Source organism: Enterococcus sp. AZ191, from assembly GCF_051713845.1.
Classification (GTDB): Bacteria; Bacillota; Bacilli; order Lactobacillales; family Enterococcaceae; genus Enterococcus_B; species Enterococcus_B durans.
This window is the reverse complement of the sequence record NZ_JBIOQS010000001.1, coordinates 2,445,626-2,469,341: the sequence shown is the minus strand read 5'-3', so window position 1 is coordinate 2,469,341 and position 23,716 is coordinate 2,445,626. Positions and strand designations below refer to the sequence as shown.

Sequence of the window (23,716 nt, the reverse complement as noted above, 5' to 3'; positions counted from 1 at the left end):
TAGTTATTTCCGAAAATATGTTAAAATGAACGGAGTATATTCGTAACGGATGATGTGGGAAAGAAGACTAAGAAGGTTCAGCCTATTATCTTCTTTCTACCCCCAATCAAAGGAACAACAAATGGTTCACATTAAACAAAATGGTTGATACTAGCGATTTGAGTAAATTGTTGTATAATAATGGGGAATAGCTGATGAGGATAAGATCAGCTTTTGTGTTTACAAATATAAAAGATTCATTTATTCGATGGAACTTGTTCAAAAAAGTGGCAGGGATCAAAACGAGTCAGCTGTCAGCTAGTTGCTAGTATGAAGAGCAAAAAATTTTGCAAGTATTTCATTAAAATGAATCACGTATTTAGTTAAAGAAGAGAATCGATGTCTTTAAACTTGGACATCATAAGAAGAGGTGAAATTTGTGAGTACCATTAAAATTATCCCTTTAGGCGGCGTACGTGAAAATGGAAAAAACATGTATATCGCTGAAGTGGGAGAAGACATTTTTGTATTAGACTGCGGTCTAAAATATCCTGAAAACGAATTGTTAGGAATCGATGTCGTCATTCCTGATTTTACGTATTTGGAAGAAAATATCGATCGTGTAGCTGGTGTCTTTTTGACACATGGACATGCGGACGCAATCGGAGCACTACCTTATTTATTATCGAAGTTATCTGTTCCTGTTTTTGGAACGGAGCTAACGATCGAGTTAGCAAAATTGAGTGTCAGTCGGAATGATGCCGCAAAAGGATTCAAAGATTTTCATGTAGTAGATGAACACACAGAAATCGATTTTAGCGAAACAATCGTCAGTTTCTTCCGTACAACACACACGATCCCTGATTCAATAGGTATCAACTTGAAAACAAAAGAAGGTAGCATCGTCTACACAGGAGATTTCAAATTCGATCAGACAGCGATCCCAATGTATCAAACAGATTACGCCCGTCTAGCTGAGATTGGTAAAGAAGGGGTTCTTGCTTTGCTTAGTGAGTCAGCAAATGCAGAAAACCCCGTACCAGTTGCATCTGAATTACAGATTGCAGATGAAGTGTTCGATACGATCAAGTATTGGGAAGGCAGAATTATTGTCGCTTGCGTAGCAAGTAACTTGCAAAGAGTCCAACAAGTGTTGGATGCAGCAGAAAAAGCGCAACGAAAAGTCGTGTTGACTGGCCAAGATTTTGAACGAATCATTCGGACAGCGATGCGCTTAGAAAAACTTCAACTTCCTAGTGAAGATCTACTTGTTACGTTGAAAGATATGAAAAAATATAAACCAGAAGAGATGATCATCCTAGAAACAGGTCGTATGGGTGAACCAATCAAGTCTTTACAAAAAATGGCGAACGGTACGCACCGTAACATCAAGATCGAAGAAGGCGATTTGGTCTATATTACAACTACTCCTAGCATCGCAATGGAAACAATGGTCGCTAAAACGGAAGATATGATCTATCGAGCTGGCGGATTGGTGAAACTTATTTCTGAGAATATGCGGGTATCTGGACATGCGAATCCTAACGACTTGCAGCTGATGCTGAACTTTATGAAGCCAACTTATTTTATTCCCGTTCAAGGAGAATATCGTGAATTGGCTGCGCATGCTGATTTAGCCCACGCTGTTGGAATCCCGTATAAAAATATTTATATTACAGGGCGTGGCGATGTCTTAGAATATAAAAATAAGCGGATGAGTGTTGCTGGGACAATCAGCGCTGAGAATGTCATGATTGATGGACTAGGTATTGGTGATATCGGAAATATCGTATTACGTGATCGAAAGATTCTGTCAGAAGATGGAATTTTCGTGGCAGTCGTTACGATAAGTCGCCGTGAGAAGAAAATCATTTCAAAACCGCAAATTACATCACGTGGGTTTGTCTATGTGAAAGCGAGTCGTGATTTGATGAAAGAAAGCAGCAATATGATCGAAGAAATCGTTGGGAAACATTTAGAAAGCAATGATTTTGAATGGAGTAAACTCAAACAAGATATTAGAGATCAGCTTGGACGCTATTTGTTTGAACAAACCAAACGACGTCCTGTCATCTTGCCAGTGATCATGGAAGCTACTCAACGTAGAGGTAAAAAATAAGCATAATCAACAATGGTATGGAAATTTTTCTCCACAGTGAGAAGGAATTTCCATACCGTTTATTTTTATCGTTGATGATAAGATGAGAATGAAGTTACTTAAAGAGATAGGAGAGAAAAAGTAAATGGAAAAAACAAAAGTAGAAAACTATTTAGATGACTTAGGAGTACGCTATCAACCTATTGATTTTAGAAAAGAAGATTTAGAAAATTTTGAGGCGGTATTACAAGCTCAAAAGATCGACCCACAGCTTGTCTGCAAGACATTGGTTTTAAAAGGTGATAAAACAGGTGTGATCATTGCAATTGTTCCTTTAGCTGCACACTTGGATTATAAAAAAAAACGCGAAAAGTGTCTAAAGATCACAAAGTTGGTTTTCCCGGTATGGACTACGTGACGGCTTATACTGGCTATCCTCACGGAGCAAATACGCCAATCGGCATCCATAAAGAACATCCAGACTATCTTTTTCTGGCGGACAACACATTGAAAGAGCAAAATAAGCTAGTCATGTCGAGTGGTGAAATCGGTAGGAACATCAAAATTGCTAGAACAGACTTTGAAACAATCGTCCAACCACTCTATGCAGATCTGGTTTAAATTATTTTTAGCGGCTGAAACTGACTTTGGACTTGGTGCAAACTGTATTATCTGTTACAATGATTTCGTATATACTGTACTATTATTTAGATAGATTTCTGAAAGTGAAATCGTTTTACTATTCATGATAAAAAGTGTTGGGAGTGGAAAAAATGAAAATTACTTATCACGGCCATTCTTGCCTAACCGTAGAAATGGCTAACGGACAACGGCTGATCATCGATCCCTTTATTACAGGAAACAGCAAGACGGATTTAACAGTGGAAAAAGTTAACACAGATTGGATCTTAGTTACTCATGGGCATAGTGACCATATAGGAGATATGATCCCGATTGCTGAGAAAAACGATGCCACGATCATAAGTATTGTTGAAATCGCAGATTATGCACAAAGTCGTGGGGTAAAAGGACATGGGATGAATATCGGCGGTAAATACACGTTTCCCTTTGGTACAGTAAAATTCGTATCTGCACAACATAGTTCGAGCTATGAAGTTGATGGTATTCTGCAATATATGGGAGAACCTAGCGGAATTGTTATCCAAGCTGAAGGAAAAACGATCTATCATGCTGGAGATACAGCTGATTTCAGGGACCTTGCGTTGCTAAAAGAACAATTTTCGATTGATGTTGCATTTTTGCCGATTGGAGATAACTACACGATGGGGCCGGAAGATGCGGCGAGAGCAGCTAAACGGATCGGTGCTAAATTAGTCGTACCTATCCACTACAATACATTTCCAGTGATCGAACAAGATCCACAAGTATTTATCGATTTATTGACGGAAAACGAAGGAAAAATAATGAGCGTATCTGAAACGCTAGAAGTGTAGGGGTAGTTATGGCGACGAAGCATGATTTAATTTTAGAATATATTGAAAGTTTGCCAGTAGGAAATCGTATTTCAGTAAGAAGTATTGCAAAAGAACTGAGTGTCAGCGAAGGTACTGCCTATCGAGCAATCAAAGATGCGGAAAATGTTGGTTTAGTCTCGACCATCCAACGCGTTGGTACGATTCGGATCGAGCGGAAATTAAAAAAACATATCGAGCGTTTGACGTTCGGTGAAGTTGTACGGATCATTGAAGGAGATGTGTTAGGCGGTGCCTCTGGGCTTGATAAAGTACTGAACAAATTTGTGATCGGCGCAATGACAAAACATGCAATGGAACGCTATATCACTCCCGGATCGTTGATGATCGTAGGGAACAGAGCAGAAGTGCAAAAGCTTGCTTTAGAGGATGGTGCAGCAGTACTCATCACAGGTGGTTTTGATACAACTCCTGAAATTGCACAGTTAGCAGATGAATTAGCCATGCCGATCCTGCGAACAAGTTATGACACGTTTACAGTTGCGACAATGATCAACCGTGCATTGAGTGATCAGTTAATCAAAAAAGATATCATGCTAGTCAGTGATATTTATATGTCGGCAGAAAAAACACACTACTTATTTCAAACAGATACAATTGCTGATTATCAGAAATTATCAGAAGAAACACAGCATTCACGATTTCCTGTAGTGAATCGTCATATGCGTCTGATGGGGATCATCACAGCAAAAGATGTATTAGGAAAATCAGCTACTCAATTCATTGATCGTGTCATGACGAAAGAACCAATCAGCGTCAAAAAAACGATGAGTGTTGCTTCAGTCAGCCATCAAATGATCTGGGATGGCTTGGAAGTGATGCCAGTAGTGTCAGATGATTTGACTCTTGAAGGAGTAATCACTCGTCAGGATGTAATGAAAGCTATGCAGCTCGTCCAAAGACAGCCGCAAATCGCAGATACGATCTCTGATCAGATTTCTGGCAGCATCCAAACAATCGATGTGGATAAAGAAGGAAATCGTTTAGAGAATCCTAAATTCAAGTTTGTCGTGACCCCTCAAATGGTCAACGGCGTCGGTACGATTTCCTTTGGTGTTTTGAGTGAGATACTTGCAGATGTTGCACAAAAAACAATGGTGATGAATCAGCGAAGAAACATTTTGATCGAACAAGTAAATCTGCATTACCTACGTTTGATCCAATTAGAAAGCGAGCTAGATATACGTCCTCGAGTATTAGAAATAGGCAGAAGATCTGCCAAACTAGATATCGAAGTATACATTGAAAATACGATCGTTTCAAAAGCTATTGTGGTGTGTCAAGTAATGGAACGTTCTTAGAAAGCAGGAAAAAATGTCTATTCAATTAGAAATAATAACAGAAATAAAAAAATATGATCGAATCATCATCCATCGGCATCAACGCCCTGACCCAGATGCTTTAGGCTCTCAAGTTGGGTTAGCAGAAATTTTACGAGAAAGCTTTCCAACTAAAGAGATTTATCAAGTGGGTGAAACAGTTGAGGGGCTTCGTTTTTTAGCAGAGATGGAGACGATAGAAGATCAGGTGTATCAAAATGCATTGGTGATCGTAACAGATACAGCAAATTCCCCTAGAATCAGTGATAAACGCTATGATCTTGGCGATAAACTGATAAAGATCGATCATCATCCAAATGATGAACCTTACGGAGATTTGGTCTGGGTCAATACGGATGCAAGCAGTTGCAGTGAAATGATTGCTGAGTTTGCGTTGCTATTCCCCGATGAGCTAAAAATCAATGCGCAAGCTGCCCGCCTTCTTTATGCAGGGATCGTAGGGGATACTGGACGTTTCTTATATCCAGCTACTACCTCAAGAACGCTAGAGATTGCTGCAATCCTAATGAGCTATCCGTTTGATGCAAGCGCGCTAAACCGAGAAATAGAACAAATGCCTATGAAGGTAGCGAAACTTTCAGGGTATATCTATCAAAATATCGAAGTTGATGAACATGGCGCTGGCAAGGTGATCTTATCCCAAGAAATCCTTTCGAAGTATGCGATTGATGACTCCGAGACAGCTGCAATCGTCTCATTGCCGGGAGTGATCGATGAGGTATTAGCATGGGGGATCTTTGTTCAACAACCAGAAGGCTATTATCGTGTACGCCTACGTTCGAAAGGCCCTGTTATCAATGAACTGGCGAAGCGTCATCACGGCGGTGGACATCCATTAGCAAGTGGAGCCAATGCGAAAAATCTCACTGAAGTAGCAGAAATCTATCGAGAAATACAAGAAATGTGTCAGGCATTCAAAAAATAATTTTGCCCAAAGCTTCTGAATGATAAGAAGATAGATGCAACAATCGTAAAGAAAATCATTATTGTGTTAAAAATCACAAATGTGTCTTTTCAAATGGCGGGCTATCCGTTACAATGTAGATTAACGCTATTTTTAAAGGAGAAAGAAGATGACATTACCAAATTGTCCGCAATGCGGATCTGAATATACCTATGAAGATCGAGGTCTTTATATTTGTCCAGAATGTGCAAATGAATGGAGCAGTGAAGAAACGAATCAACAAGAAGAAGGATTGGTTGTACTTGATGCAAACGGGAATCGTTTGGCAGAAGGGGATAGCGTCACAGTGATCAAAGATTTAAAAGTCAAAGGCGCTACAGGAGCAATCAAACAAGGAACGAAAGTCAAAAATATTCGTTTAGTTGAAGGCGATCATAACATTGACTGTAAAGTCGATGGCTTCGGTCCGATGAAGTTAAAATCAGAATTTGTTAAAAAGCTATAAAAAGCTCAAGTTATTTTCACAATTCTTTTCGTATTACTCATGGTAAAATAAGGTAAAGTAAAAAGGAGTGAAATCAACATGTATGGATATGGAATATATGGTTTCTTTGATCCAACATTTATATTAGTCATAGCTGGTCTGATCATATCAGGAATTGCTTCGGCTTATGTCAATAGTACGTTTCGAAAATATGATCAAATACAAAGTAAAAATCACGTGACAGGTACGCAAGCAGCTCAATTCATTTTACAAAGTCAACAGATCAATGATGTTGGAGTGCAACAAATTGCAGGGAATTTAACAGATAACTACAATTCTGGGAATAAGATGCTGAGTTTATCTCAGGCAACTGCTCAGTCGACATCTGTTGCAGCAATCGGTGTAGCAGCTCATGAATGTGGACACGCTGTCCAAGACGCAGTCGGTTATGCACCGCTGAAAATCAGAGCGGCATTAGTTCCGGTTGCGAACTTTGGCTCAATGATCTCATTTCCACTGATTTTGATAGGGGTACTTTTAAGCTGGAATGATACCTTGATCAATATTGGAATATTTGCTTTTTCGTTAGCTTTATTATTTCAATTAGTCACATTGCCGGTGGAATTCAATGCATCAAGACGAGCAATCCGTATCCTAAGTGAGGGCGGTCTTTTGGCAGAAGATGAAGTACCGATGGCTAGGCACGTATTGTTTGCGGCCGCATTGACTTATGTAGCAGCTGCTTTATCTACTTTTTTACAGTTGTTACGTTTGATCCTGATTTTTGGTGGAAACAGAAGAGATTAGGAACAAAAAGAATCATTTTTTACTTTTCTTTCATTCAAAACCGACAGTGAAGTGGGCTATCGATCATAGAATTTGAACTACGAATTCTTGTGATCGACAGCTTTTTTGTATTCTCTGTTCTTGCTCTACTGGATGTAGTACTTCTTCATGCGTAAATAAATCCAGTTAGTATTTAGTCAAAAAATGTCAATTGAGATACATTTTTTTGATTAAGTTGATCAGTTTGGACCATGATTCATTTTCATCGTGTGGATCAAGATAAAAGATTTCAGCATTTTTCTGGGATATCTCAAATTCATCGGTGATGATCAAATCTGCCTTTTCTGGAGTTTCAGTAATATGTAGGAATTGTTCATTAAAGAGATTTTTCAATCGATTTTTTATGTAATAATTACCGGTTATTGGTTTGTTTATTTGAAAATGAATAAAGAGTTCTTTTTTTTCTTCTGCGTGTAAAAGTGTATGGATCAACTGACTAAGTTTTCCAGTAAGTATTTCTTTGTGGGGGAATGTAAGTAGACACATTCGATAAGTGCTTTTATCTTCTCCAGTTGGCTATCTTCAATTGCTTTACTTGGCGACTTTTTTGGAAAAAAAAGTGTCTGGAAATCTTCTACGTTCTTTTCTAGCAATAAAATGAACGACGTCATCATGATGATGAAATACCCGTAATAATACTTTTTTTCTGGTGTACCAATAAAAGGAAAGGAATCGGCAAGTTTTTTTACTAAGAGCGAAGTTTTTCGGCAAATCGGATGGTTGCTTTTAGATAATTCATAACCAAAAAGTGTTTTTTGCTGATCCGAAACTAGATTAGGAAAAAAGTAGCACAGCAGGAAATTAAATATGATGATTTCATTCATTGTGATATTTTGCGGAAAGATTGAAAAAAAGTGCTGTTTGAACTCTCCAGAAAAATTTTTTGTTTGATAGATGATCCTCATTATTTCATAGGTGGATAGCATTGTAGGATCGTCCAGATGTTGCAGCTTCGACCGAATCATAAAAATGGCCATCAGCAAGAATCTGTTTTCATATTGTTTGATCGCTGTTTTTGTTAATAGTTCATGTGACAGTAACTTCTCTTTTTTTACCGAAGAATATCTCAGACTTTTTAGAGGCCATTGAATACCTTGAAAAGATTCTGAAAAAAAATGATACATAAAGACTCTTAAAAAAAGTTCATTTCCTGTGATCATATAGAAATTTTGGCGTGAAACAAGTTGTAATTGGAAACGACCTAATACTGTATTCAATTGCCTCTTTAGTTTTTCAAGATAAGAAGGTGAAATATATAACTGCTCGAGTAAGATTTTTTTAGGGACATGAGCGTCCGGATAATTAAATAGCAATAATAAGAATTTGAATCGATTTGATTCTTGAAGATAAAATAACTTTACCTTATAGAAAATAGTCATTTTATCATTTAAACTTGGCTCGATCGTTTGGATCGTTCCTTTCGCTGTAGACTGGATAAAATTGGCGATTTTTAAATATTGGAAAATCGTTCCATTCAGCTTTCGTATGATTTCTTTGATGGTTCTTTTTGGAATTGACAAAGTAGTAGCTAATTCTTGTAGCGTACATGTCTCTTTTTGAATGATCGTATAGAGAACAAGTAATTCTTTTTTTCTAGCATCGATTAACATGAAGTCCTCCTTTTTAATCTTATTGTTGTCCAGAACGAGACAAAAAATGTGAGTGGAAAGTGTTTTCAATGTATGTTATTCTCACATTATACTAGAATATTATTTTTATAATCGTTATTTAAAAAGCATCTTTGATTCATTTATCCTATTGTTTCTTTCTTTGCTTAATTTGTCAAGCTATAACGGATGGTATAAAATAAAAAAATTGTGTTTATGTTGATATTAAGCCATAAGTGTTATGTTTTAACAGCAATGTGTACGATGGGTCATGAACAAATCAGTGTTCAGTTATACCTTGTAAAAAAGCTTGCGAAAATGTCTGTTATGTTTGTTATTTTTATCGACGAGGAAACGAATACACAAGGATAGGATCAGTCAATAAAATCCAAATGAAAGGACGGATGAGTCCGTGGGAAGAGTAACAAATTTTAGTAAAGAGTATTTACTCTTTAAAAGTATGGTGTATGCTGAAGAAAACGGGATATCGATGATAACAGCGAGAAGCTTAGCTTCTTTTTGTGGTTGCTCTACTTATCCAATCTATGCGCATTTTAAATCGATACGTATACTAAAAGAAAAAATACTGGAGGAGATCACGATTTGTTTCGATCGTTACTTGACGGAGTATGTCGTAGATGATTTTTTTAGTATTGTTCATTTATTAAAAGAATTCTTTTCAATCCATGAAAGTATCAGGGGTGTGGTGATCAAATCTGAATTAGATATGGCTTCCTTATTCAAACGTGCATTTTTTGAGTACATAAAAGAACAAACCGGAATCAAAGAACCTTACTTATTAGAACTATTGTGGTTAAATGCTTTGGGTAGTTTGAATTCGGATAAGTCTTCCCATGAATTTTTCGAAACGATGACACTGATCTGGAACAAGCTGGCGGAGTTGGAAGAAAATTTACCAGAAGTTTTGACCAATATCCAGTACTTGCCTAGTAGATGAGGGACAGAAAATGATTTTAGTCTACATTTCTTTGTTTTTTTGACTCAGGCAACGGGGTTAAATAGTACGTTTATTCTTTTGTCTATGCTATGATTAAGTTAGATAAAAGGAGCTGATAATTATGAAAACATCAACAAAAGTAACGATCGGATTAACTGTCGCAGCTGCTGCTAGTGTGGCAACTACTGTTATTGTTTCAGGTAAAGTGATTGAAAAGATTCATCATCTAACGACTCGATCAAAAGTAAAAAAATTCGTGAACGATAAATTTGATGGCAATGAAAAATTATTAGATATCGTCGATCATTTATCGGATAATGACCTGGACTCTTTGATGGGGATATTAAAAAAGATCAAATCTGGAAAAAAGAAAATTTCAGTTTATGGTGATTCACTAAAAGGATCAACGGAAGATGTAAAAGATCGTCTGTTGCATTTTATCGATAATATGATGTGAGACACTATTGAGTTAAGCTTAAAAGACTAGTCAACGAGCAAGGAAAAGGAATTTTCCAAAGACCGTTTGACTAGTCTTTTAAGCTTTTTTTATTATTGTCTTCAGACCTAGTATGCTGTAGTTCGACTGATCAAAGTTGGTTTAGCCTACAGCCATCCTCAGGAAGTTTTTATGATCTAGTTCATACATTATAAATTTTGTTAGGAGGCATGATCAGTGATTTCTCTTAACATTTGAGCCAACTGGTGGACTTGGTCAAGGGTCGTCGCTGAACTGAATGAGATTCGAAAAAAGTGACCTGCTTGATTTTTGTCCAGTCCTAATGCGGCTAAGCTGGGATCAACTAACTCACGACTGTTGCAAGCCGCAGTCGTCGATAATGCGAAATCTCTTTCTGCCATCGCCGTTACAAGATCGCTGGCGCCAAGGGAGGGGGAAAATAATCCGAGGATTCCCGGAAAATCTCCCGCAAGGAACTTCCAATCAGGCAAATCATTTACCAAAGCCTGTTGAAGCCTCCGAAAATAAGTCAGATTTTGCGACATTTCCTTAAAGGCTTCACTAGCCACCTGAGTAAAAGCCGCAATGGCCGGCAAATCTTGCGTCCCACCAAGAAAACCGTGTTCCTGCGTCGTTCCAGGACTGAGGGGTCGAAAAGCGACTGTTGAATCAAGATACAGTAAGCCACAGCCTTTGGGACCAGCGAGCTTATGACTGGCGGCACTAAAAGAGCTGATACCTTTTGGTAAAGGCTGTTTACCAAAACTCTGGACACAATCGCAGTGAAACAGGATTCTGTGTTGGCGAGCTATCTTGGCCAAGGTATCAATCGGCTGTTGGATTCCAGTCACCGAATTGAGTTGTTGGATAACCACCAGTCCCGTCTGCTCTGTTAGTGCTTCAGCGAAAACAGCCGGTGAAATTTTTCTTTGTTGATCAAGGGGCAGTTTTTTTACCCGAATCGTTGGATCAGCGGCCAAAGCATAAAGTAATGAGGGATGTTCAATCGGGCTGACCAACACTTCCCGTCTTTCTTTTGGAAGTAGTTTTAAACTCAATGCTAAAGCCAATTGATTACTTTCGGTTCCGCCACTGGTGAAAATCAAACTTTCGGCTGGTTTCTCAACCAGTTCACTAAAGACTTGCCGGCAATGGCTCAATAATTGTTGAGCAGCCTGTCCAATGGGATGGTTGCTGGAGGGATTCCCATAATATTTTTCTGCTGTTTCAAGGTAAACTTTTAATGCAATCGCTGACATTGGTGTAGTTGCCGCATAATCAAAATAGTTCATGGAAACTCCTTTCTAAACTGTCTTGACATGTATGGTAGAATAGGTACATATTATTGTCAAGACACAAACATATTGGGGATCGATTTAAGATGAAAACAAAAACAGTAATTATTGTTGGTGGAGGCCTAGCCGGTAGTTTGACTGCCACTAGCTTACAGGAGCAATGTAAAGTGACATTGTTTACCAAAAAAAAATTGACCGATTGCAATTCGATATTAGCACAAGGGGGAATTGCTGTTGCTATGTCACCAGATGATGATTGGCGGGCCCACTATCAAGATACTCTCAAAGCCGGTGTTTTTCATAATGATCCGGCGGCAACGAGCCTATTAGTCAAAAATGGGGTCACAGCGATCGAGAAGATGATTCAACAAGGAATGGCTTTTGATCAAGATGAGCAAGGAAATTGGCAATTTGGTTTGGAAGGAGCCCATAGTTTTCCTCGAATTTTACATTGTCATGGAGATCAGACCGGTAAATATCTGACCCGCTTTGCCCATGAACATTTGTCGCAAGTGGAAATCAAAGAAAATCAGCCGGTGACTCGTTTGCTCTTAGGGGAGGGACGCTGTATCGGGGTGGAATATCTGAGTGAAACCCGAGAACCTACACAACTTTACGGGGATGCTGTCATTTTAGCAACTGGTGGCATCGGCGGGTTGTATCCTTTGACCACTAATGACGAAACCATCACCGGGGATGGAGCAGCTTTAGCTATCCGAGCGGGAGTAAGATTAGCGGATATGGAATTTGTTCAATTTCATCCGACATTATTAACCCAGGATGGAAAATATTACGGCTTGATTTCCGAAGCTGTCCGGGGAGCGGGGGCCCATTTAGTTGATGAGCATGGTCGCCTAGTGATGAAGGAGGTCCATCCAATGCAAGACCTAGCTCCACGCGACATCGTGGCACGGGCATTGACCGCTGAATATCAAGCCGGTCATCAAATTTTCTTGGATCTGAGGGAAGTACAAAATTTTGAAACACATTTCCCCCAGATTACCCAATTAATCGATCGTCATCAAATTCCATTTCGGCAAAACAATTTGATTCCGGTTCGACCAGGGGCACATTTTATGATGAGGGGGATTGCTACGGATCAAACTGGTGCTACTAGCTTGCCAGGATTGTATGCAGTCGGAGAGGCCACTTGTACCGGAGTTCATGGCGCGAATCGCTTAGCCAGTAATTCCTTATTGGAGTGCGTTGTCTTTAGTCACCAAGTAGCTCAAGAGATTGCGGATTTACCCGACGAAACAAAAACGACAACACCTATTTCTCAAAAGCTATCCGATAAATTTACTTTACCGGATAAAGCAACATTGCAAACTCGGGCTTGGGCAGCGCTGGGAATCCAACGAAGTCCAACAGAAATCGAGGGATTTTTAACTTGGCTGGCCCAGTTTGATTTTCAATCTTTACCAGCCCACTATAGTTTAACTGAATTAGAAACAGCAAATTTGTGCTTAGTGGCTGAAGCAATTGCTCAAGCAGCCTTGGCACGCAAAGAAAATTTAGGGGCCCATGCCTGGAGGAAAAATTAAGATGAATCAGATTGCAGTAAAAGAAGCATTACACTTATTTCTCAATGAAGATCTCGGTTTTGGTGATCTTTCCAGTGAAACACTCTTTCCTGTCGAAGCTCAAGGGGAAGGAACCTTTCTTCTAAAGGCTGATGGAGTGGTTTGTGGTTTATTTATTGCCCCATTAGTCTATGAATTATTAGGAGGACAGGTGGAATTTACGCCGTTAGTGGCAGAAGGAAGTTATCAATCGGCAGGAACTATTTTGGCAAAAGTCACCGGACCGATTCGCATACTGTTAACCGGCGAACGGACAATCTTGAATCTATGGCAGAGAATGGGAGGAATTGCCACCGCGACTAGGATTGCTTGTGAGCGTCTCGCTGACTCAAGTATCAAAATCTGCGACACCCGCAAGACGGCGCCAGGGCTGCGATTATTTGACAAGTACGCGGTGACACAAGGTGGTGGGTTTAATCATCGTTTTGGTTTAGACGATGGGGTGATGTTAAAGGATAATCATATCTCTTTTGCCGGCGGGATACCAACCGCCGTTAAAAAAGCCCGCCAACAATTAGGTCACATGGTAAAAATCGAAGTGGAAGTGGAAGTGGAAACAAAAGAAGAATTGCAGGCGGCGATTGAGGCTCAGGTGGATGTGATTATGTTCGATAACCGCACGCCCACTGAAGTCAAGGAATTTCAGCAGCTGGTACCCGCCGGTATCACCACTGAAATTTCTGGTGGGATTACATTAGAAAATATCGCGAACTATCAAGGAACGGGGGCAGATTGTATTTCTCTAGGCTTTCTGACCCACTCAGTAACAGCTTTAGATATCAGTTTTAATAGTAAGGAAGGAGTAAAAGGATGAGCATTTTGACAGAATTTCAAGGGCAACGCATCACGCAGGATTATTTTGATGTTTCAGCAAGTCAGCTAACAGAAAAAATTCTGGCAGCCAAAAAACAATTCGGTTCGCGGCTATTAATTTTGGCTCATCACTATCAAAAAGATGAGATTGTGGCCTTGGCCGACGAGGTAGGGGATTCTTTGCAATTGGCTCAGCTTGCCGCCAAAAATAAAACGGCGGAATATATCATTTTTTGTGGCGTCCATTTTATGGCGGAAACAGCTGATATGTTGACAGAAGCCAATCAGCAAGTAATTTTGCCAGATTTGACTGCGGGTTGCACGATGGCAGATATGGCGGATCGTTATCAACTACAGGCTGCTTGGGAGCAACTACAGGAGAAATATCCTGCTGAAATTTTACCGATTATCTATATTAATTCGACTGCTGCCGTGAAAGCTTTTGTTGGGGAACACGGGGGAGTTACCGTAACTTCCAGTAATGCGACCCAGGTGTTGAAATGGGCATTCAAGCAGAAGAAGCGAATCTTTTTTTTTACCGGATCAACATTTAGGCCGAAATACAGCTTTTGGCATGGGCATTCCTTTATCAGACATGGCCCTGTGGAATCCCCGTAAAAATGAACTGATTGCCTCCGCTGAAACTGACCCAAGAGTGATTCTCTGGGATGGCTGGTGTTCGGTGCACCAACAATTTACCTCAGGTCAGATCAAAGCCTTGAAGCAAGCTGACCCTGAGATTAACATAATCGTCCACCCTGAATGTCCTCAGGAAGTAGTGGCGTTGGCCGACGAGTATGGCTCCACCAATAAAATCTTGCAGGTGGTGGCGGCGGCTCCGGCGGGTAGTCATTGGGCGATTGGAACTGATAATAATCTTGTCGGTCGAATGAAGGGCACCTTTACCGATAAAAAAATCAGTTTTTTGAATCCTCGTTCCTGTGCCTGCTTGACGATGAATCGCATCCGTTTGCCTCATTTAGCTTGGTCTTTGGAACAATTGGTGCAAGGTGAAGTCGTCAACCAGATCACAGTCGATGAAAGAACCACAAAATCAGCTTTAAAGGCCCTTGAACGGATGTTAGCCTTAAGTTGATCAGATGATATTGGTAGTAAGTCAGAATAGTCAAAAAGCTAGGCGTTGAGGAAATAGTCTAAATACCTTAGTTTTTAGCTTTTTGTGAGTTTACGGTAGTTGGTTTTCGGTATTGGACTCAACGCACTTTTTTCGCTGGAGCAACTCATTAGGAACTTCCGTGGCTTGGCATCGTGCCAGAAGAACTAATTCGCCCAAAAATTATCAAGAATTTCTCGGGCGAATTAGCCAAAGAAAACTAAAAAAACAGCAATTTGTGAATCAACGTTATGAAGCAGACATTATACTGGTGTTTCATCCAGGGTGTTTTTAAACCGAAATACAGCATAGAAATTTCCATCGACCTTTTTCGTCTGTCTAACGAGGGTTCAAGATGGAGGGGCTAGAGGAAAATTTTATTTATCCATCGAATATGATTTGATGTTAAATTCCTAAAAGTATTACAGAGAACTTTGTAAAGAAACAATAGTATGCTGTTTTAATAAAAATAGAAAGGTATGTTATGTTGATGACAGTATTTTTACTATAATATCCTTATTCATAGCTATTTCAGTGGTAATAACTATAGTATCAGTGCTGTTAAAAAATTAAAGGTAAAATTGATTCTGGTTGGTTAGCAGTTTTTTGACCAATTTTTGTTTTATTAGGATGTGGTGTATTTTTAGTGTTTGGATTACTGTTTATGTATTTTAGTAATTTTGGTTTGTAAAAATTATCAGGCATAAATAGATGTAGAAAAATTATAGCAGGATATTATTAGATTTTTAACGCTACCCATAATTCGTTTTAGTGGTAGTTATAATCTATTGATTTGTTTTGCGAGCGTTTTTATTTTGAGGGAAAGAAAATTGAACATTTGGATACTGTGTCTTATGTTTATATATTTTTGTACTATACTCTTATGCGTATTGCAAAGAAAAATTAAGCTATCTAAGCGTTACTACAATATAAAGGAGAATGACAAATTGAATACTTTTACAAAGTGGTATAAGAAACTAAATGTCGTTGGTCGTGTATTATTTACACTCGTTTTATTAGCTGTGTTTTACTGAATATTATCGGTACTCTTTCATACTTCTTTCGATTGGTTAATTATTCTTTATTATGTGGGGGCGCCTTGTTAATTCTTGGTGTTTTAAAACTTAATTTACGAACGAGTATTTCATGGGTTATTTATTGGCTCACACCTTTTATTGTGTGGAACTTAACTTCAATTTACGTCCATCATAATTTTAAAGGCTTCAAAACCATTGTAATTAGTTTGTTAGCAACGTTTGCTTTTTCAGCTATGTTGCTAGCTCTATCTGAGGCTTTTAAAGAGACGAAAAGTGATGAGAGCAATGGCTAATAAAAAGTTAGAAACGGGGATTGGGGCGACGCCCCAAAAATAAAAAGAAGAGATCGAAACAAAAGTCGTTTAGATTTGAGAAATTGGAGAGAAAAAAGGCTGGGACAGAAGTGTTTCTTACTTTTGTCCCACACTCTTATTTAGAGATCAATTTTGCAATAAAATAAGATAGCAAAAAAGGAGATCATTTGCTTCTTTTAAATTGAATCCGGTTTGTTCTTGGAACTTCTCGATTTTATATTTCAATGTGTTTCGATGGAGAAACAACGCTTTAGCGGTAGAACTGATATTTCCTAGATTTCGCCAAAGCTCTAAGATGATTCCTTCCATTTCTGCTTGTTTTAGTATTTCTCGATAGCTATGCATCAAGGAACTCTTTTTGATTGTTTCCCTTGTGTAATGTTGGAGAGCGATTTCTGACAATGTAGTGGTACGATTGTAGGCACCCAAATGTTGTTTTTCCTGTAAGAAAATCTTTCGCTCTTCAAAAAACAAATCAGGAAGATCTTGTGTAGGTAAATGAAATGTTCCAACGAATGCTTGTGTGGTTATATCAAAGTCAGTATCAAGCGAAAGAAAAATCCCATTAAGCTCAGTAACATCAAGATAGCCTGTTTGTTTTTTTTCAATGATCAGTGCATCTGTCTCAGTATAAAAGAAAAAGTCTTCGAGAGAAAAGAACATTTCGCGGATAGTTTCTTGCCACTCTTTTTTGAGAAAGCCAGTTCTAGGAGTGACGTGTAATTGAATGATACGGTAACTGTTATCTAGAGAAATAGGCTTGTTTTCAAAGAGAAACTGATACCATACATGAGTAGCTGCATTGATCGCGTTAGGGAATAGCGCTTCCAAAAGATTCGATTCCTGAGAAGATAAGGAGTTTTTTTCAATCCATAAGAACTCATTTTCTATCAACAAAGAAAGAATCTTTTCATCAGAAGCAGGATGTTTCTTTCTTTGCGCATTGGGATAAAGTTCAATCAGTTTGGTCATATTCATGGGATTCACCTCTCCTATAGTTTACCATAAGAAAAAAAGCTAGTTACAACCTTTTTAACATATGCTACAGTTAAACAAGAAATAAAAAGCAGAGGAATTTTAAAAGTGGACGAACAAAAAGTGCAAGAAAAAGAACATTGGATGCGTTTGGCTATAGAAGAAGCGAAGAAAGCACATGAATTAGAAGAAGTGCCGATCGGGGCAATCGTTGTACTAGACAATGAGATTATCGGGCGAGGATACAACTTACGAGAAACAACACAGGATGCTACGACTCATGCAGAAATGATCGCTATCAGAGAAGCGTGTCAAAAGGTCGGAAGCTGGAGACTAGAAGAAGCACAGCTATATGTCACCTTAGAACCTTGTCCGATGTGCAGTGGGGCAATGATTCTTTCACGCGTAAAAGAAGTTTATTTTGGTGCGTTTGATCCAAAAGGTGGTACTGCGGGTACATTGATGAACCTTCTTGAAGATGAACGTTTTAACCATCAAGCTTTTGTCGAAGGCGGTATTTTAGAAGAAGACTGCGGGAAACTCTTATCAGATTTTTTCCGGGAACTTCGTGCAAGAAAAAAGAAAGCAAAAAAGTCTGGTCAAATTACTGAAAATGAGTTATAATAATCTTTGCCGAAAGGCTAGGACAATGGTGGGCTTGTGAAGCGTGTCAGATCTGGAAGGAAGCAGCACTAAGCAGGATCCGCCATGTGTCTGATTGAATAGATTGATCGTAAGCGTGATAAATCAGTTGATTTATCCGCATTTTTTTTGTAGTTTATCTGTATTTTATACATAGTGGATAAGAGGAGGTAGTTATGCCAGGTGACTGGGACCAAAAAGTAGCGAGCGTGGTACATGCTCGATTGAGTCCAACGCACATCCATTAATAGCAGCTATTTATTCGAAAAGTTGAAAGAGTTGTTCCATTCATTGGGCCAGCTCTTTTTTTGTATGTCGAATCAGCTGATAAATGAAAAAGAGACTTGGTTAAAGGAATCCCTTCAAAGTGAACATTCAAATCCCCTATGGTATTATTAAATAAAGCGAGGCGAATAAATAAAATGGAAAATATAGTTCTTTTACATACCAATGACTTACATTCACATTTAGAAAATTGGCCAAAAATCAGACGGTTCATCGATCAAAAAAAGCGAGAAAACGAAAAGAAAGGGATAACGACGATCACAGTTGATCTCGGTGACTTTACTGATCGTTGGCATCCATTATCAGAAGCAACAAATGGTCAAGCAAATGTTGAACTGATGAATGAAGTAGGTTATGATGCGGCGACGATAGGAAATAATGAAGGTGTGGGAAATGCTAAGAAAGAATTGAATCATCTATATGATCAAGCGAACTTTGATATTTTGTTAGATAATTTATTTGATAAAAACACGTTACAGCCACCAAAATGGGCGAAACGTTTCAAAGTGATCGAAACGCCGGAGCATACCAAAATCGGATTGATTGCATTTACTGCACCTTTTCCTCTGACTTATAGTCCGAATGGTTGGGATATCCGTAATCCCTATGACATCTTGCCAGAACTTGTTGAAGAGTTACGATCAACTGTGGACGTTTTGGTTTTGATGAGTCATTTAGGGATTCAAGACGATAGTCAAATTGCGATGGAGTTACCTGCTATTGATGTTATCTTAGGGTCACATACCCATCATTTATTTAAAGAGGGCCGAGTAATCAATACTGTTCAACTGGCTGCGGCAGGCAAATATGGACAATATGTTGGTGAAGTTCATTTAACGATCGATGAAGAGAAAAAGATCATTGCTCATTCTGCTAAAGCGATACCTACTGATTCAATGACGTCTTTTGCCGAAGATGAACAAGAAATCGAGGAATATTTGAACAGAGGCCATCAGTTGTTAGCAGAGAAAAAAGTGGCAGAGATCCCATTTGAATTATCACTAGATATCTATGACGAATATTCGTTTATCCATGAAGCACTAGAAGCAATTAAATATAGAGGGGAAACGGAGGGGGCTATCTTAAACAGTGGGTTGTTTTTAACCAGTATCCCAGAGGGCATCGTAGACCAAGATCAACTCCACACGGCATTACCTCATCCAATGCATCTGTTGAATGTTACGCTCAAAGGAAGTGATCTGATACGTTTAGTATTAGAAATTGAAAAAAATCGAGCTTTTTTACGGAATTTTCCTATGAAAGGAATGGGATTTAGAGGTAAGATATTTGGTCAGATCGTTTATAGCGGTATTTCATATGATGCGATAAATCATCAAGTCTATTGGTTGAATAAACCAATAGACTTGGAAAAAAAGTACACGTTTACTACGGTTGATCATTTCATGTTCATCCCTTTTTTCCCAACAATTGAAATTGCAGGAGAAAATGAGTTCTTATTTCCAGAATTTATTCGAAGTGTTGTAGGCAATTACCTAAATGCTTACTATCCAATAAAATAAAAACAAGGTATAATGTGAAAGATAGGTGGTGAAAGCATGTCGGCTAAACAAAAAAAGCAACAAAACATTGAATCCGAAAGAAAAGAAAAAAACATAACAGAAACTAGTGAAGATAAGACTGTGACAGAAGAGATTACGGCAGTCATAGAAGAAATCATTGAGGAACCAAAACCAGAAAAAGTAAAAGGAGAAATAATTACTTTTTTAGATGAAACCAATTTTTTGATTGGCGAAAGACAGTATCGACTTGTAACGAATTATCGTGAAGGGTTTGATTCTGAAAAATTAGGTGAAAGATACAGTGATGTATTATCTAGGTATGATTATATCGTTGGTGACTGGGGCTATGAACAGTTAAGATTAAAAGGTTTTTTCCGTGAAGACAATAGGCGTGCTCATCCAGAACAACGAATTGACTCTCTAGAAGATTATTTGTATGAATATTGCAATTTTGGTTGTGCCTATTTTGTGATCGAGCGAATCGGTGGCAAAAAAGAAAAAAGTACACAACGTCGCAGGAAAAAGAAAAACCAAGGTCGGGCGTATATTGATGAGAAGAAAGTACCCGTAGCTTCAAATCACAAAAAACCGGTCATCAAAAAAAGAAATACAAACCAAACAAGCAAAGAAACAGTAAAACAAAAAGTGAATACAGCAAAACCAAAATCAAATACGAACTTTACGATAAGACAAAGGGAAGAGTAGTGAAGAGATGAGTTATAAAGGATACTTGATTGATTTAGATGGAACAATTTATCGCGGAACAGAGCCGATCCCAGCAGGTAAACGTTTTGTGGAAGAGTTGCAAAAAAGAAACTTACCGTTTATTTTTGTGACCAACAATACAACTAAGAGCCCAGAAACAGTCGCAAACCGATTAGCAAATGAATTTGATATCCACGTTGAACCAAAAACTGTTTATACAGCTACACTTGCGACAATCGATTATATGAAAGCTGACAACAAGGGCAATAAAGTATATGTGATCGGCGAAGCTGGTCTGATCGATTTGATTTTAGAAGCAGGTTTCGAGTGGGAGGAAGCAGATCCGGATTACGTTGTTGTTGGTCTAGATAATTATTTAACTTATGAGAAGGTTGTGAAAGCAACTTTAGCTATTCAAAAGGGTGCGACTTTTATTGGAACGAATCCAGATAAAAATATCCCAACAGAACGAGGGTTGCTACCGGGAGCTGGTTCTGTGATCTCTTTTGTTGAAACAGCTACACAGACACCCCCCATTTACATTGGCAAACCTGAAGCAATCATCATGGATAAAGCAGTGGAGCAGTTGGGACTGAAAAAAGAAGAAGTAGTCATGGTTGGAGATAATTATGAAACAGATATTCAAGCAGGTATCCGTAATGGTATCGATACGCTATTAGTGTTATCTGGTTTTACGAAGAAAGAAGATATTCCCAATTTGCCGATTCCGGCTACGCATGTCTTGGATTCTTTAGACGACTGGAGTTTCTAATATGAAAAATAAGAGATGGATCTGGGGAGAATATGCTGGAACAATCAGCTTGTTCCTCCTGTTGATCAGTTTAGCTATTGCTATAACCATCAACTTTCGCCTATTGTATGTGTTTGATATCGATCATTTGAATATCCTAAGATATACAACGCTTGATCAGGATACATTGTTAAAAAACTTTGATCATTTGATGGGGTATTTGAATAATCCGTTTGAAAAAGGATTAAGATTACCTGATTTTCCAGTATCAGCAAGTGGTGCGCATCACTTTTTCGAAGTCAAACGGCTTTTTCTGATCGATTATCTTGTATTGGCCGTTACGTTGATTCCTAGTATTTATTTTCTTGTTTACTTGAAGAAAAATAAACGATTTTGGCGTTTGATCCGCCCATTCCAGATTGGCATGTTCATACCGATCGTATTAGGTTTTTTCATGGCGATAGGATTCGATCGTTTCTTCATTCTTTTTCATGAAACCATTTTTAATAATGAAGACTGGTTATTCAATCCGGCTACTGATCCAATCATCAATGTATTGCCAGAACAGTTTTTTATGCATAGTTTTATTTTATTTTTTGTTTTAATTGAACTGTTTTTTGCATTGTTCATTTTTATTGGAAAAAGAGAATTAAAAAAAGAAAAATAAAAAGGAAGGATTCACACAACGTATAGACGTTAGTAGAGTTCCTTCCTTTTTTACGATCAAGTTTCAGCTTTCATTGACTTCTTATAGATTTGTATTACTGAGTTAATCGGCTCCGCTTTTCTGGTTCTTGATGCGCGAGACGACTAGCGACAGAAGCAGCAATCGCCCCCACGATATCATCTAAAAATGTATGCACGTTTTTTCCATCATGACTGTTTAATTTTTTTAGAATACCAGGTTTTACTTTGTCGATGTAGCCATAGTTCGTAAAACCAATCGTTCCGTAGACATTCACGATCGATAACGCTAATATTTCATCTATCCCATACAGTCCTTCATCATCTTCAATAATATGTTGTAAAGGAGCCATCAATTTGTTTTCTTCAGCTAAGATATCCAACTGCACACCTGTGATGATCGCGTTATGCACTTCCCGTTTCGTTAAAACAGCATTGATACTTTCGATGCAATCCGCCAAAGTAAGATCAGAGATATAATCTTTTTGTAAAAACATCACTAATTCTGCAATGTCAGCTGTTTCTACGCCACGCTCTTTCAATAGATCCCGTGCTTTTTCTTCTAAAGTTTCAGTTTTTATAACCATGTTGTTCCTCCTTTTTTACCATTTTCTATCAAGTTAATGGTAGCTCATTCGGATGAAAAAGTAAAAAATGATCATTTGAGATAGCCCTGCCAGCTTGTACTTATATCATCTGAAAAATAGTTATTTTCTTCGCATCGTGTTGTCGTATAGACTTGTACTATGCCCAGGTTGTGCTCGCTCTTTAGGATTGATGAAATGTAGCGCATTGTTAACAGCAGTTGGAGCTTCACCAAAACCAGTCGCAATCAACTTTACTTTCCCATCGTAAGAGCAGATATCTCCCGCCGCATAGATACCGGGAACAGAAGTAGACATATCGGAATTTACAGCAATAGCATTTCTTGAGCTTTCGAGCCCCCACGTAGCGAGATGTTCGAGATTCGATGTAAATCCGTAATTAACAATTAAGGAATCAACCATCAAATTGATTGTTTCCTCACTTTTGACCATCTGCAAACGGATATCTGTTAATTCACCATTTTCGCCAGATAAACTCTCGATAAGATAGGGAGTCAATAGATTGATAGAAGAAGACTTTAATAGGTTCACACTATGTTCATGGCCTCTGAATTCTGAACGCCGATGGATCAAATAAACTTCACTTGCGATGGGTTCAAGCATCAAAGCCCAGTCAATTGCGGAGTCGCCACCACCAGCAATTGCGACTTTTTTTCCTGCATATTTCATCAAATCATTTACAAAATAATCAATGCCATGGTTTTCATAAGTGGTTGCATCAGGTAAATTCAATTTTCTAGGTTGAAAAGAGCCATTCCCCAAAGTTAAAATTGCTGCTTTAGAATAATGGATTCCTTTTGTTGTAGTAATTTCAATGATATCTTCATCCTTCGTGATTGAAAGAACTTCTTCATTTAATTGAAAGGTATGATTGAACGTTGTCAATTGCTTTTCAAGATTTCCTACCAGTTCACTCGCTTTTATTGCCGGGTACCCAGGAATGTCATAGATATATTTTTCAGGGTAAAGTGTCGATAATTGCCCTCCTAATTGAGGTAAACTATCAATAATCTTTGTTTTCGCTTGCCGCATACCTGCGTAGAAGGCTGCAAACATACCTACTGGACCAGCACCAATAATTGTAATATCGTAGATTTCCATAAAATGATTCCCCCCCTATAGACACACTATAGCAGAATTTAATTGAGAATTCTTCTCAAATAGATTAACCGTTAAAAATAAATGAATTTGAAAAAAAGCAATAAAAATTTTTCTCACTTATTGCGA

At 38.4% G+C, this 23,716-nt stretch carries 23 protein-coding genes, 1 other RNA gene and 1 pseudogene; 19 read left to right on the top strand and 6 right to left on the bottom strand.

Annotation, left to right across the window (positions count from 1 at the left end; all coding sequences use genetic code 11):
• Window positions 1-418: 418 nt before the first annotated feature.
• The 7 genes and pseudogenes from IGI47_RS11980 (at window position 419) to IGI47_RS11950 (ending at window position 7,105) form a co-directional block, all read left to right on the top strand.
• The gene (locus IGI47_RS11980) at window positions 419-2,098 is read left to right on the top strand and encodes a ribonuclease J (RefSeq protein WP_438784315.1); all 1,680 of its coding nucleotides are present in this window, start codon (window positions 419-421) and stop codon (window positions 2,096-2,098) included.
• Between the two features lie 124 nt (window positions 2,099-2,222).
• Window positions 2,223-2,698: pseudogene (locus IGI47_RS11975) on the top strand (YbaK/EbsC family protein).
• Between the two features lie 152 nt (window positions 2,699-2,850).
• Window positions 2,851-3,531 carry a metal-dependent hydrolase gene (locus tag IGI47_RS11970; protein WP_438784314.1) on the top strand — a complete coding sequence of 227 codons (681 nt, stop codon included), beginning with the start codon at window positions 2,851-2,853 and terminating at the stop codon, window positions 3,529-3,531.
• 8 nt (window positions 3,532-3,539) lie between these two features.
• On the top strand, window positions 3,540-4,871 hold the full coding sequence (locus IGI47_RS11965) for a DRTGG domain-containing protein (protein ID WP_005876680.1): 1,332 nt from the start codon (window positions 3,540-3,542) through the stop codon (window positions 4,869-4,871).
• A 13-nt stretch (window positions 4,872-4,884) separates the two neighbouring features.
• The gene (locus IGI47_RS11960; protein WP_311930736.1) at window positions 4,885-5,835 is read left to right on the top strand and encodes a DHH family phosphoesterase; all 951 of its coding nucleotides are present in this window, start codon (window positions 4,885-4,887) and stop codon (window positions 5,833-5,835) included.
• Window positions 5,836-5,983: 148 nt separating this feature from the next.
• Window positions 5,984-6,319 carry a zinc ribbon domain-containing protein YjdM gene (locus IGI47_RS11955; protein WP_113846191.1) on the top strand — a complete coding sequence of 112 codons (336 nt, stop codon included), beginning with the start codon at window positions 5,984-5,986 and terminating at the stop codon, window positions 6,317-6,319.
• Window positions 6,320-6,397: 78 nt separating this feature from the next.
• Complete coding sequence (locus tag IGI47_RS11950; protein WP_438784313.1) at window positions 6,398-7,105, top strand: zinc metallopeptidase; 708 nt, start codon at window positions 6,398-6,400, stop codon at window positions 7,103-7,105.
• A 186-nt stretch (window positions 7,106-7,291) separates the two neighbouring features.
• On the opposite strand, the gene IGI47_RS11945 is transcribed toward IGI47_RS11950, so the two are convergent.
• Window positions 7,292-7,576 carry a hypothetical protein gene (locus IGI47_RS11945; RefSeq protein ID WP_438784312.1) on the bottom strand — a complete coding sequence of 95 codons (285 nt, stop codon included), beginning with the start codon at window positions 7,574-7,576 and terminating at the stop codon, window positions 7,292-7,294.
• Window positions 7,573-8,754: a helix-turn-helix domain-containing protein gene (locus tag IGI47_RS11940; protein WP_438784311.1), complete on the bottom strand. Its 1,182-nt coding sequence runs from the start codon at window positions 8,752-8,754 to the stop codon at window positions 7,573-7,575. Before IGI47_RS11940 ends, IGI47_RS11945 begins: the two co-directional genes overlap by 4 nt.
• 409 nt (window positions 8,755-9,163) lie before the next feature.
• On the opposite strand from IGI47_RS11940, the gene IGI47_RS11935 reads away from it, so the two are divergent.
• Entirely contained in the window at window positions 9,164-9,709 is a 546-nt protein-coding gene (locus tag IGI47_RS11935; protein WP_311930733.1) for a TetR/AcrR family transcriptional regulator, read from the top strand.
• A 121-nt stretch (window positions 9,710-9,830) separates the two neighbouring features.
• Window positions 9,831-10,166 (top strand): hypothetical protein, encoded by a 336-nt coding sequence (locus tag IGI47_RS11930; RefSeq protein ID WP_016177727.1) that lies wholly within the window; start codon window positions 9,831-9,833, stop codon window positions 10,164-10,166.
• Window positions 10,167-10,366: 200 nt separating this feature from the next.
• Here IGI47_RS11930 and IGI47_RS11925 read toward each other — a convergent pair whose 3' ends face one another.
• The gene (locus tag IGI47_RS11925) at window positions 10,367-11,458 is read right to left on the bottom strand and encodes a cysteine desulfurase family protein (protein WP_438784310.1); all 1,092 of its coding nucleotides are present in this window, start codon (window positions 11,456-11,458) and stop codon (window positions 10,367-10,369) included.
• A gap of 89 nt (window positions 11,459-11,547) precedes the next feature.
• On the opposite strand from IGI47_RS11925, the gene nadB reads away from it, so the two are divergent.
• From nadB to IGI47_RS11905, 4 genes are read left to right on the top strand one after another with little or no spacing between them, the layout of a single operon-like run.
• Entirely contained in the window at window positions 11,548-13,005 is a 1,458-nt protein-coding gene (gene nadB / locus IGI47_RS11920) for an L-aspartate oxidase (protein WP_438784309.1), read from the top strand.
• Window position 13,006: 1 nt separating this feature from the next.
• Window positions 13,007-13,858 carry a carboxylating nicotinate-nucleotide diphosphorylase gene (gene nadC / locus IGI47_RS11915; RefSeq protein ID WP_438784308.1) on the top strand — a complete coding sequence of 284 codons (852 nt, stop codon included), beginning with the start codon at window positions 13,007-13,009 and terminating at the stop codon, window positions 13,856-13,858.
• Window positions 13,855-14,475 carry a quinolinate synthase NadA gene (nadA, locus tag IGI47_RS11910; protein WP_438784307.1) on the top strand — a complete coding sequence of 207 codons (621 nt, stop codon included), beginning with the start codon at window positions 13,855-13,857 and terminating at the stop codon, window positions 14,473-14,475. Before nadC ends, nadA begins: the two co-directional genes overlap by 4 nt.
• Window positions 14,432-14,953: a quinolinate synthase NadA gene (locus IGI47_RS11905; protein WP_438784306.1), complete on the top strand. Its 522-nt coding sequence runs from the start codon at window positions 14,432-14,434 to the stop codon at window positions 14,951-14,953. Before nadA ends, IGI47_RS11905 begins: the two co-directional genes overlap by 44 nt.
• Window positions 14,954-16,448: 1,495 nt before the next feature.
• On the opposite strand, the gene IGI47_RS11900 is transcribed toward IGI47_RS11905, so the two are convergent.
• Window positions 16,449-17,300: a helix-turn-helix domain-containing protein gene (locus IGI47_RS11900; protein ID WP_311930727.1), complete on the bottom strand. Its 852-nt coding sequence runs from the start codon at window positions 17,298-17,300 to the stop codon at window positions 16,449-16,451.
• A gap of 105 nt (window positions 17,301-17,405) precedes the next feature.
• Here IGI47_RS11900 and tadA point away from each other — a divergent pair, with 105 nt between their 5' ends.
• From tadA to IGI47_RS11870, 6 genes are all read left to right on the top strand, one after another.
• Complete coding sequence (gene tadA, locus IGI47_RS11895; protein ID WP_376716956.1) at window positions 17,406-17,921, top strand: tRNA adenosine(34) deaminase TadA; 516 nt, start codon at window positions 17,406-17,408, stop codon at window positions 17,919-17,921.
• Window positions 17,922-17,935: 14 nt separating this feature from the next.
• Window positions 17,936-18,022, top strand: an RNA gene (gene ffs, locus IGI47_RS11890) — signal recognition particle sRNA small type.
• A gap of 339 nt (window positions 18,023-18,361) precedes the next feature.
• Entirely contained in the window at window positions 18,362-19,744 is a 1,383-nt protein-coding gene (locus IGI47_RS11885; RefSeq protein WP_104660974.1) for a bifunctional metallophosphatase/5'-nucleotidase, read from the top strand.
• 36 nt (window positions 19,745-19,780) lie between these two features.
• The gene (locus IGI47_RS11880; RefSeq protein WP_311930725.1) at window positions 19,781-20,449 is read left to right on the top strand and encodes a YutD family protein; all 669 of its coding nucleotides are present in this window, start codon (window positions 19,781-19,783) and stop codon (window positions 20,447-20,449) included.
• A gap of 7 nt (window positions 20,450-20,456) precedes the next feature.
• Window positions 20,457-21,221: a TIGR01457 family HAD-type hydrolase gene (locus IGI47_RS11875; protein ID WP_016177735.1), complete on the top strand. Its 765-nt coding sequence runs from the start codon at window positions 20,457-20,459 to the stop codon at window positions 21,219-21,221.
• Window position 21,222: 1 nt separating this feature from the next.
• Window positions 21,223-21,867 carry a TIGR01906 family membrane protein gene (locus IGI47_RS11870; protein WP_311930724.1) on the top strand — a complete coding sequence of 215 codons (645 nt, stop codon included), beginning with the start codon at window positions 21,223-21,225 and terminating at the stop codon, window positions 21,865-21,867.
• Window positions 21,868-21,961: 94 nt separating this feature from the next.
• Here IGI47_RS11870 and IGI47_RS11865 read toward each other — a convergent pair whose 3' ends face one another.
• Both IGI47_RS11865 and IGI47_RS11860 read right to left on the bottom strand, forming a co-directional pair.
• Window positions 21,962-22,471 (bottom strand): phosphatidylglycerophosphatase A family protein, encoded by a 510-nt coding sequence (locus IGI47_RS11865; RefSeq protein WP_438784305.1) that lies wholly within the window; start codon window positions 22,469-22,471, stop codon window positions 21,962-21,964.
• 120 nt (window positions 22,472-22,591) lie between these two features.
• A complete protein-coding gene (locus IGI47_RS11860; RefSeq protein WP_438784304.1) occupies window positions 22,592-23,590 on the bottom strand; it encodes an NAD(P)/FAD-dependent oxidoreductase in 999 nt (332 codons plus the stop codon).
• Window positions 23,591-23,716 lie beyond the last annotated feature (126 nt).

Excerpts from the sequence above, each read along its gene's own strand:
- IGI47_RS11970 (WP_438784314.1), top strand. The coding sequence starts at position 2,851 with ATGAAAATTACTTATCACGGCCATTCTTGCCTAACCGTAGAAATGGCT.
- IGI47_RS11965 (WP_005876680.1), top strand. The coding sequence starts at position 3,540 with ATGGCGACGAAGCATGATTTAATTTTAGAATATATTGAAAGTTTGCCA.
- IGI47_RS11960 (WP_311930736.1), top strand. The coding sequence starts at position 4,885 with ATGTCTATTCAATTAGAAATAATAACAGAAATAAAAAAATATGATCGA.
- IGI47_RS11955 (WP_113846191.1), top strand. The coding sequence starts at position 5,984 with ATGACATTACCAAATTGTCCGCAATGCGGATCTGAATATACCTATGAA.
- IGI47_RS11950 (WP_438784313.1), top strand. The coding sequence starts at position 6,398 with ATGTATGGATATGGAATATATGGTTTCTTTGATCCAACATTTATATTA.
- IGI47_RS11940 (WP_438784311.1), bottom strand. The coding sequence starts at position 8,754 with ATGTTAATCGATGCTAGAAAAAAAGAATTACTTGTTCTCTATACGATC.
- IGI47_RS11930 (WP_016177727.1), top strand. The coding sequence starts at position 9,831 with ATGAAAACATCAACAAAAGTAACGATCGGATTAACTGTCGCAGCTGCT.
- IGI47_RS11925 (WP_438784310.1), bottom strand. The coding sequence starts at position 11,458 with ATGAACTATTTTGATTATGCGGCAACTACACCAATGTCAGCGATTGCA.
- nadB (WP_438784309.1), top strand. The coding sequence starts at position 11,548 with ATGAAAACAAAAACAGTAATTATTGTTGGTGGAGGCCTAGCCGGTAGT.
- nadC (WP_438784308.1), top strand. The coding sequence starts at position 13,007 with ATGAATCAGATTGCAGTAAAAGAAGCATTACACTTATTTCTCAATGAA.
- nadA (WP_438784307.1), top strand. The coding sequence starts at position 13,855 with ATGAGCATTTTGACAGAATTTCAAGGGCAACGCATCACGCAGGATTAT.
- IGI47_RS11905 (WP_438784306.1), top strand. The coding sequence starts at position 14,432 with ATGGGCATTCCTTTATCAGACATGGCCCTGTGGAATCCCCGTAAAAAT.
- IGI47_RS11900 (WP_311930727.1), bottom strand. The coding sequence starts at position 17,300 with ATGAATATGACCAAACTGATTGAACTTTATCCCAATGCGCAAAGAAAG.
- IGI47_RS11885 (WP_104660974.1), top strand. The coding sequence starts at position 18,362 with ATGGAAAATATAGTTCTTTTACATACCAATGACTTACATTCACATTTA.
- IGI47_RS11880 (WP_311930725.1), top strand. The coding sequence starts at position 19,781 with ATGTCGGCTAAACAAAAAAAGCAACAAAACATTGAATCCGAAAGAAAA.
- IGI47_RS11875 (WP_016177735.1), top strand. The coding sequence starts at position 20,457 with ATGAGTTATAAAGGATACTTGATTGATTTAGATGGAACAATTTATCGC.
- IGI47_RS11870 (WP_311930724.1), top strand. The coding sequence starts at position 21,223 with ATGAAAAATAAGAGATGGATCTGGGGAGAATATGCTGGAACAATCAGC.
- IGI47_RS11865 (WP_438784305.1), bottom strand. The coding sequence starts at position 22,471 with ATGGTTATAAAAACTGAAACTTTAGAAGAAAAAGCACGGGATCTATTG.
- IGI47_RS11860 (WP_438784304.1), bottom strand. The coding sequence starts at position 23,590 with ATGGAAATCTACGATATTACAATTATTGGTGCTGGTCCAGTAGGTATG.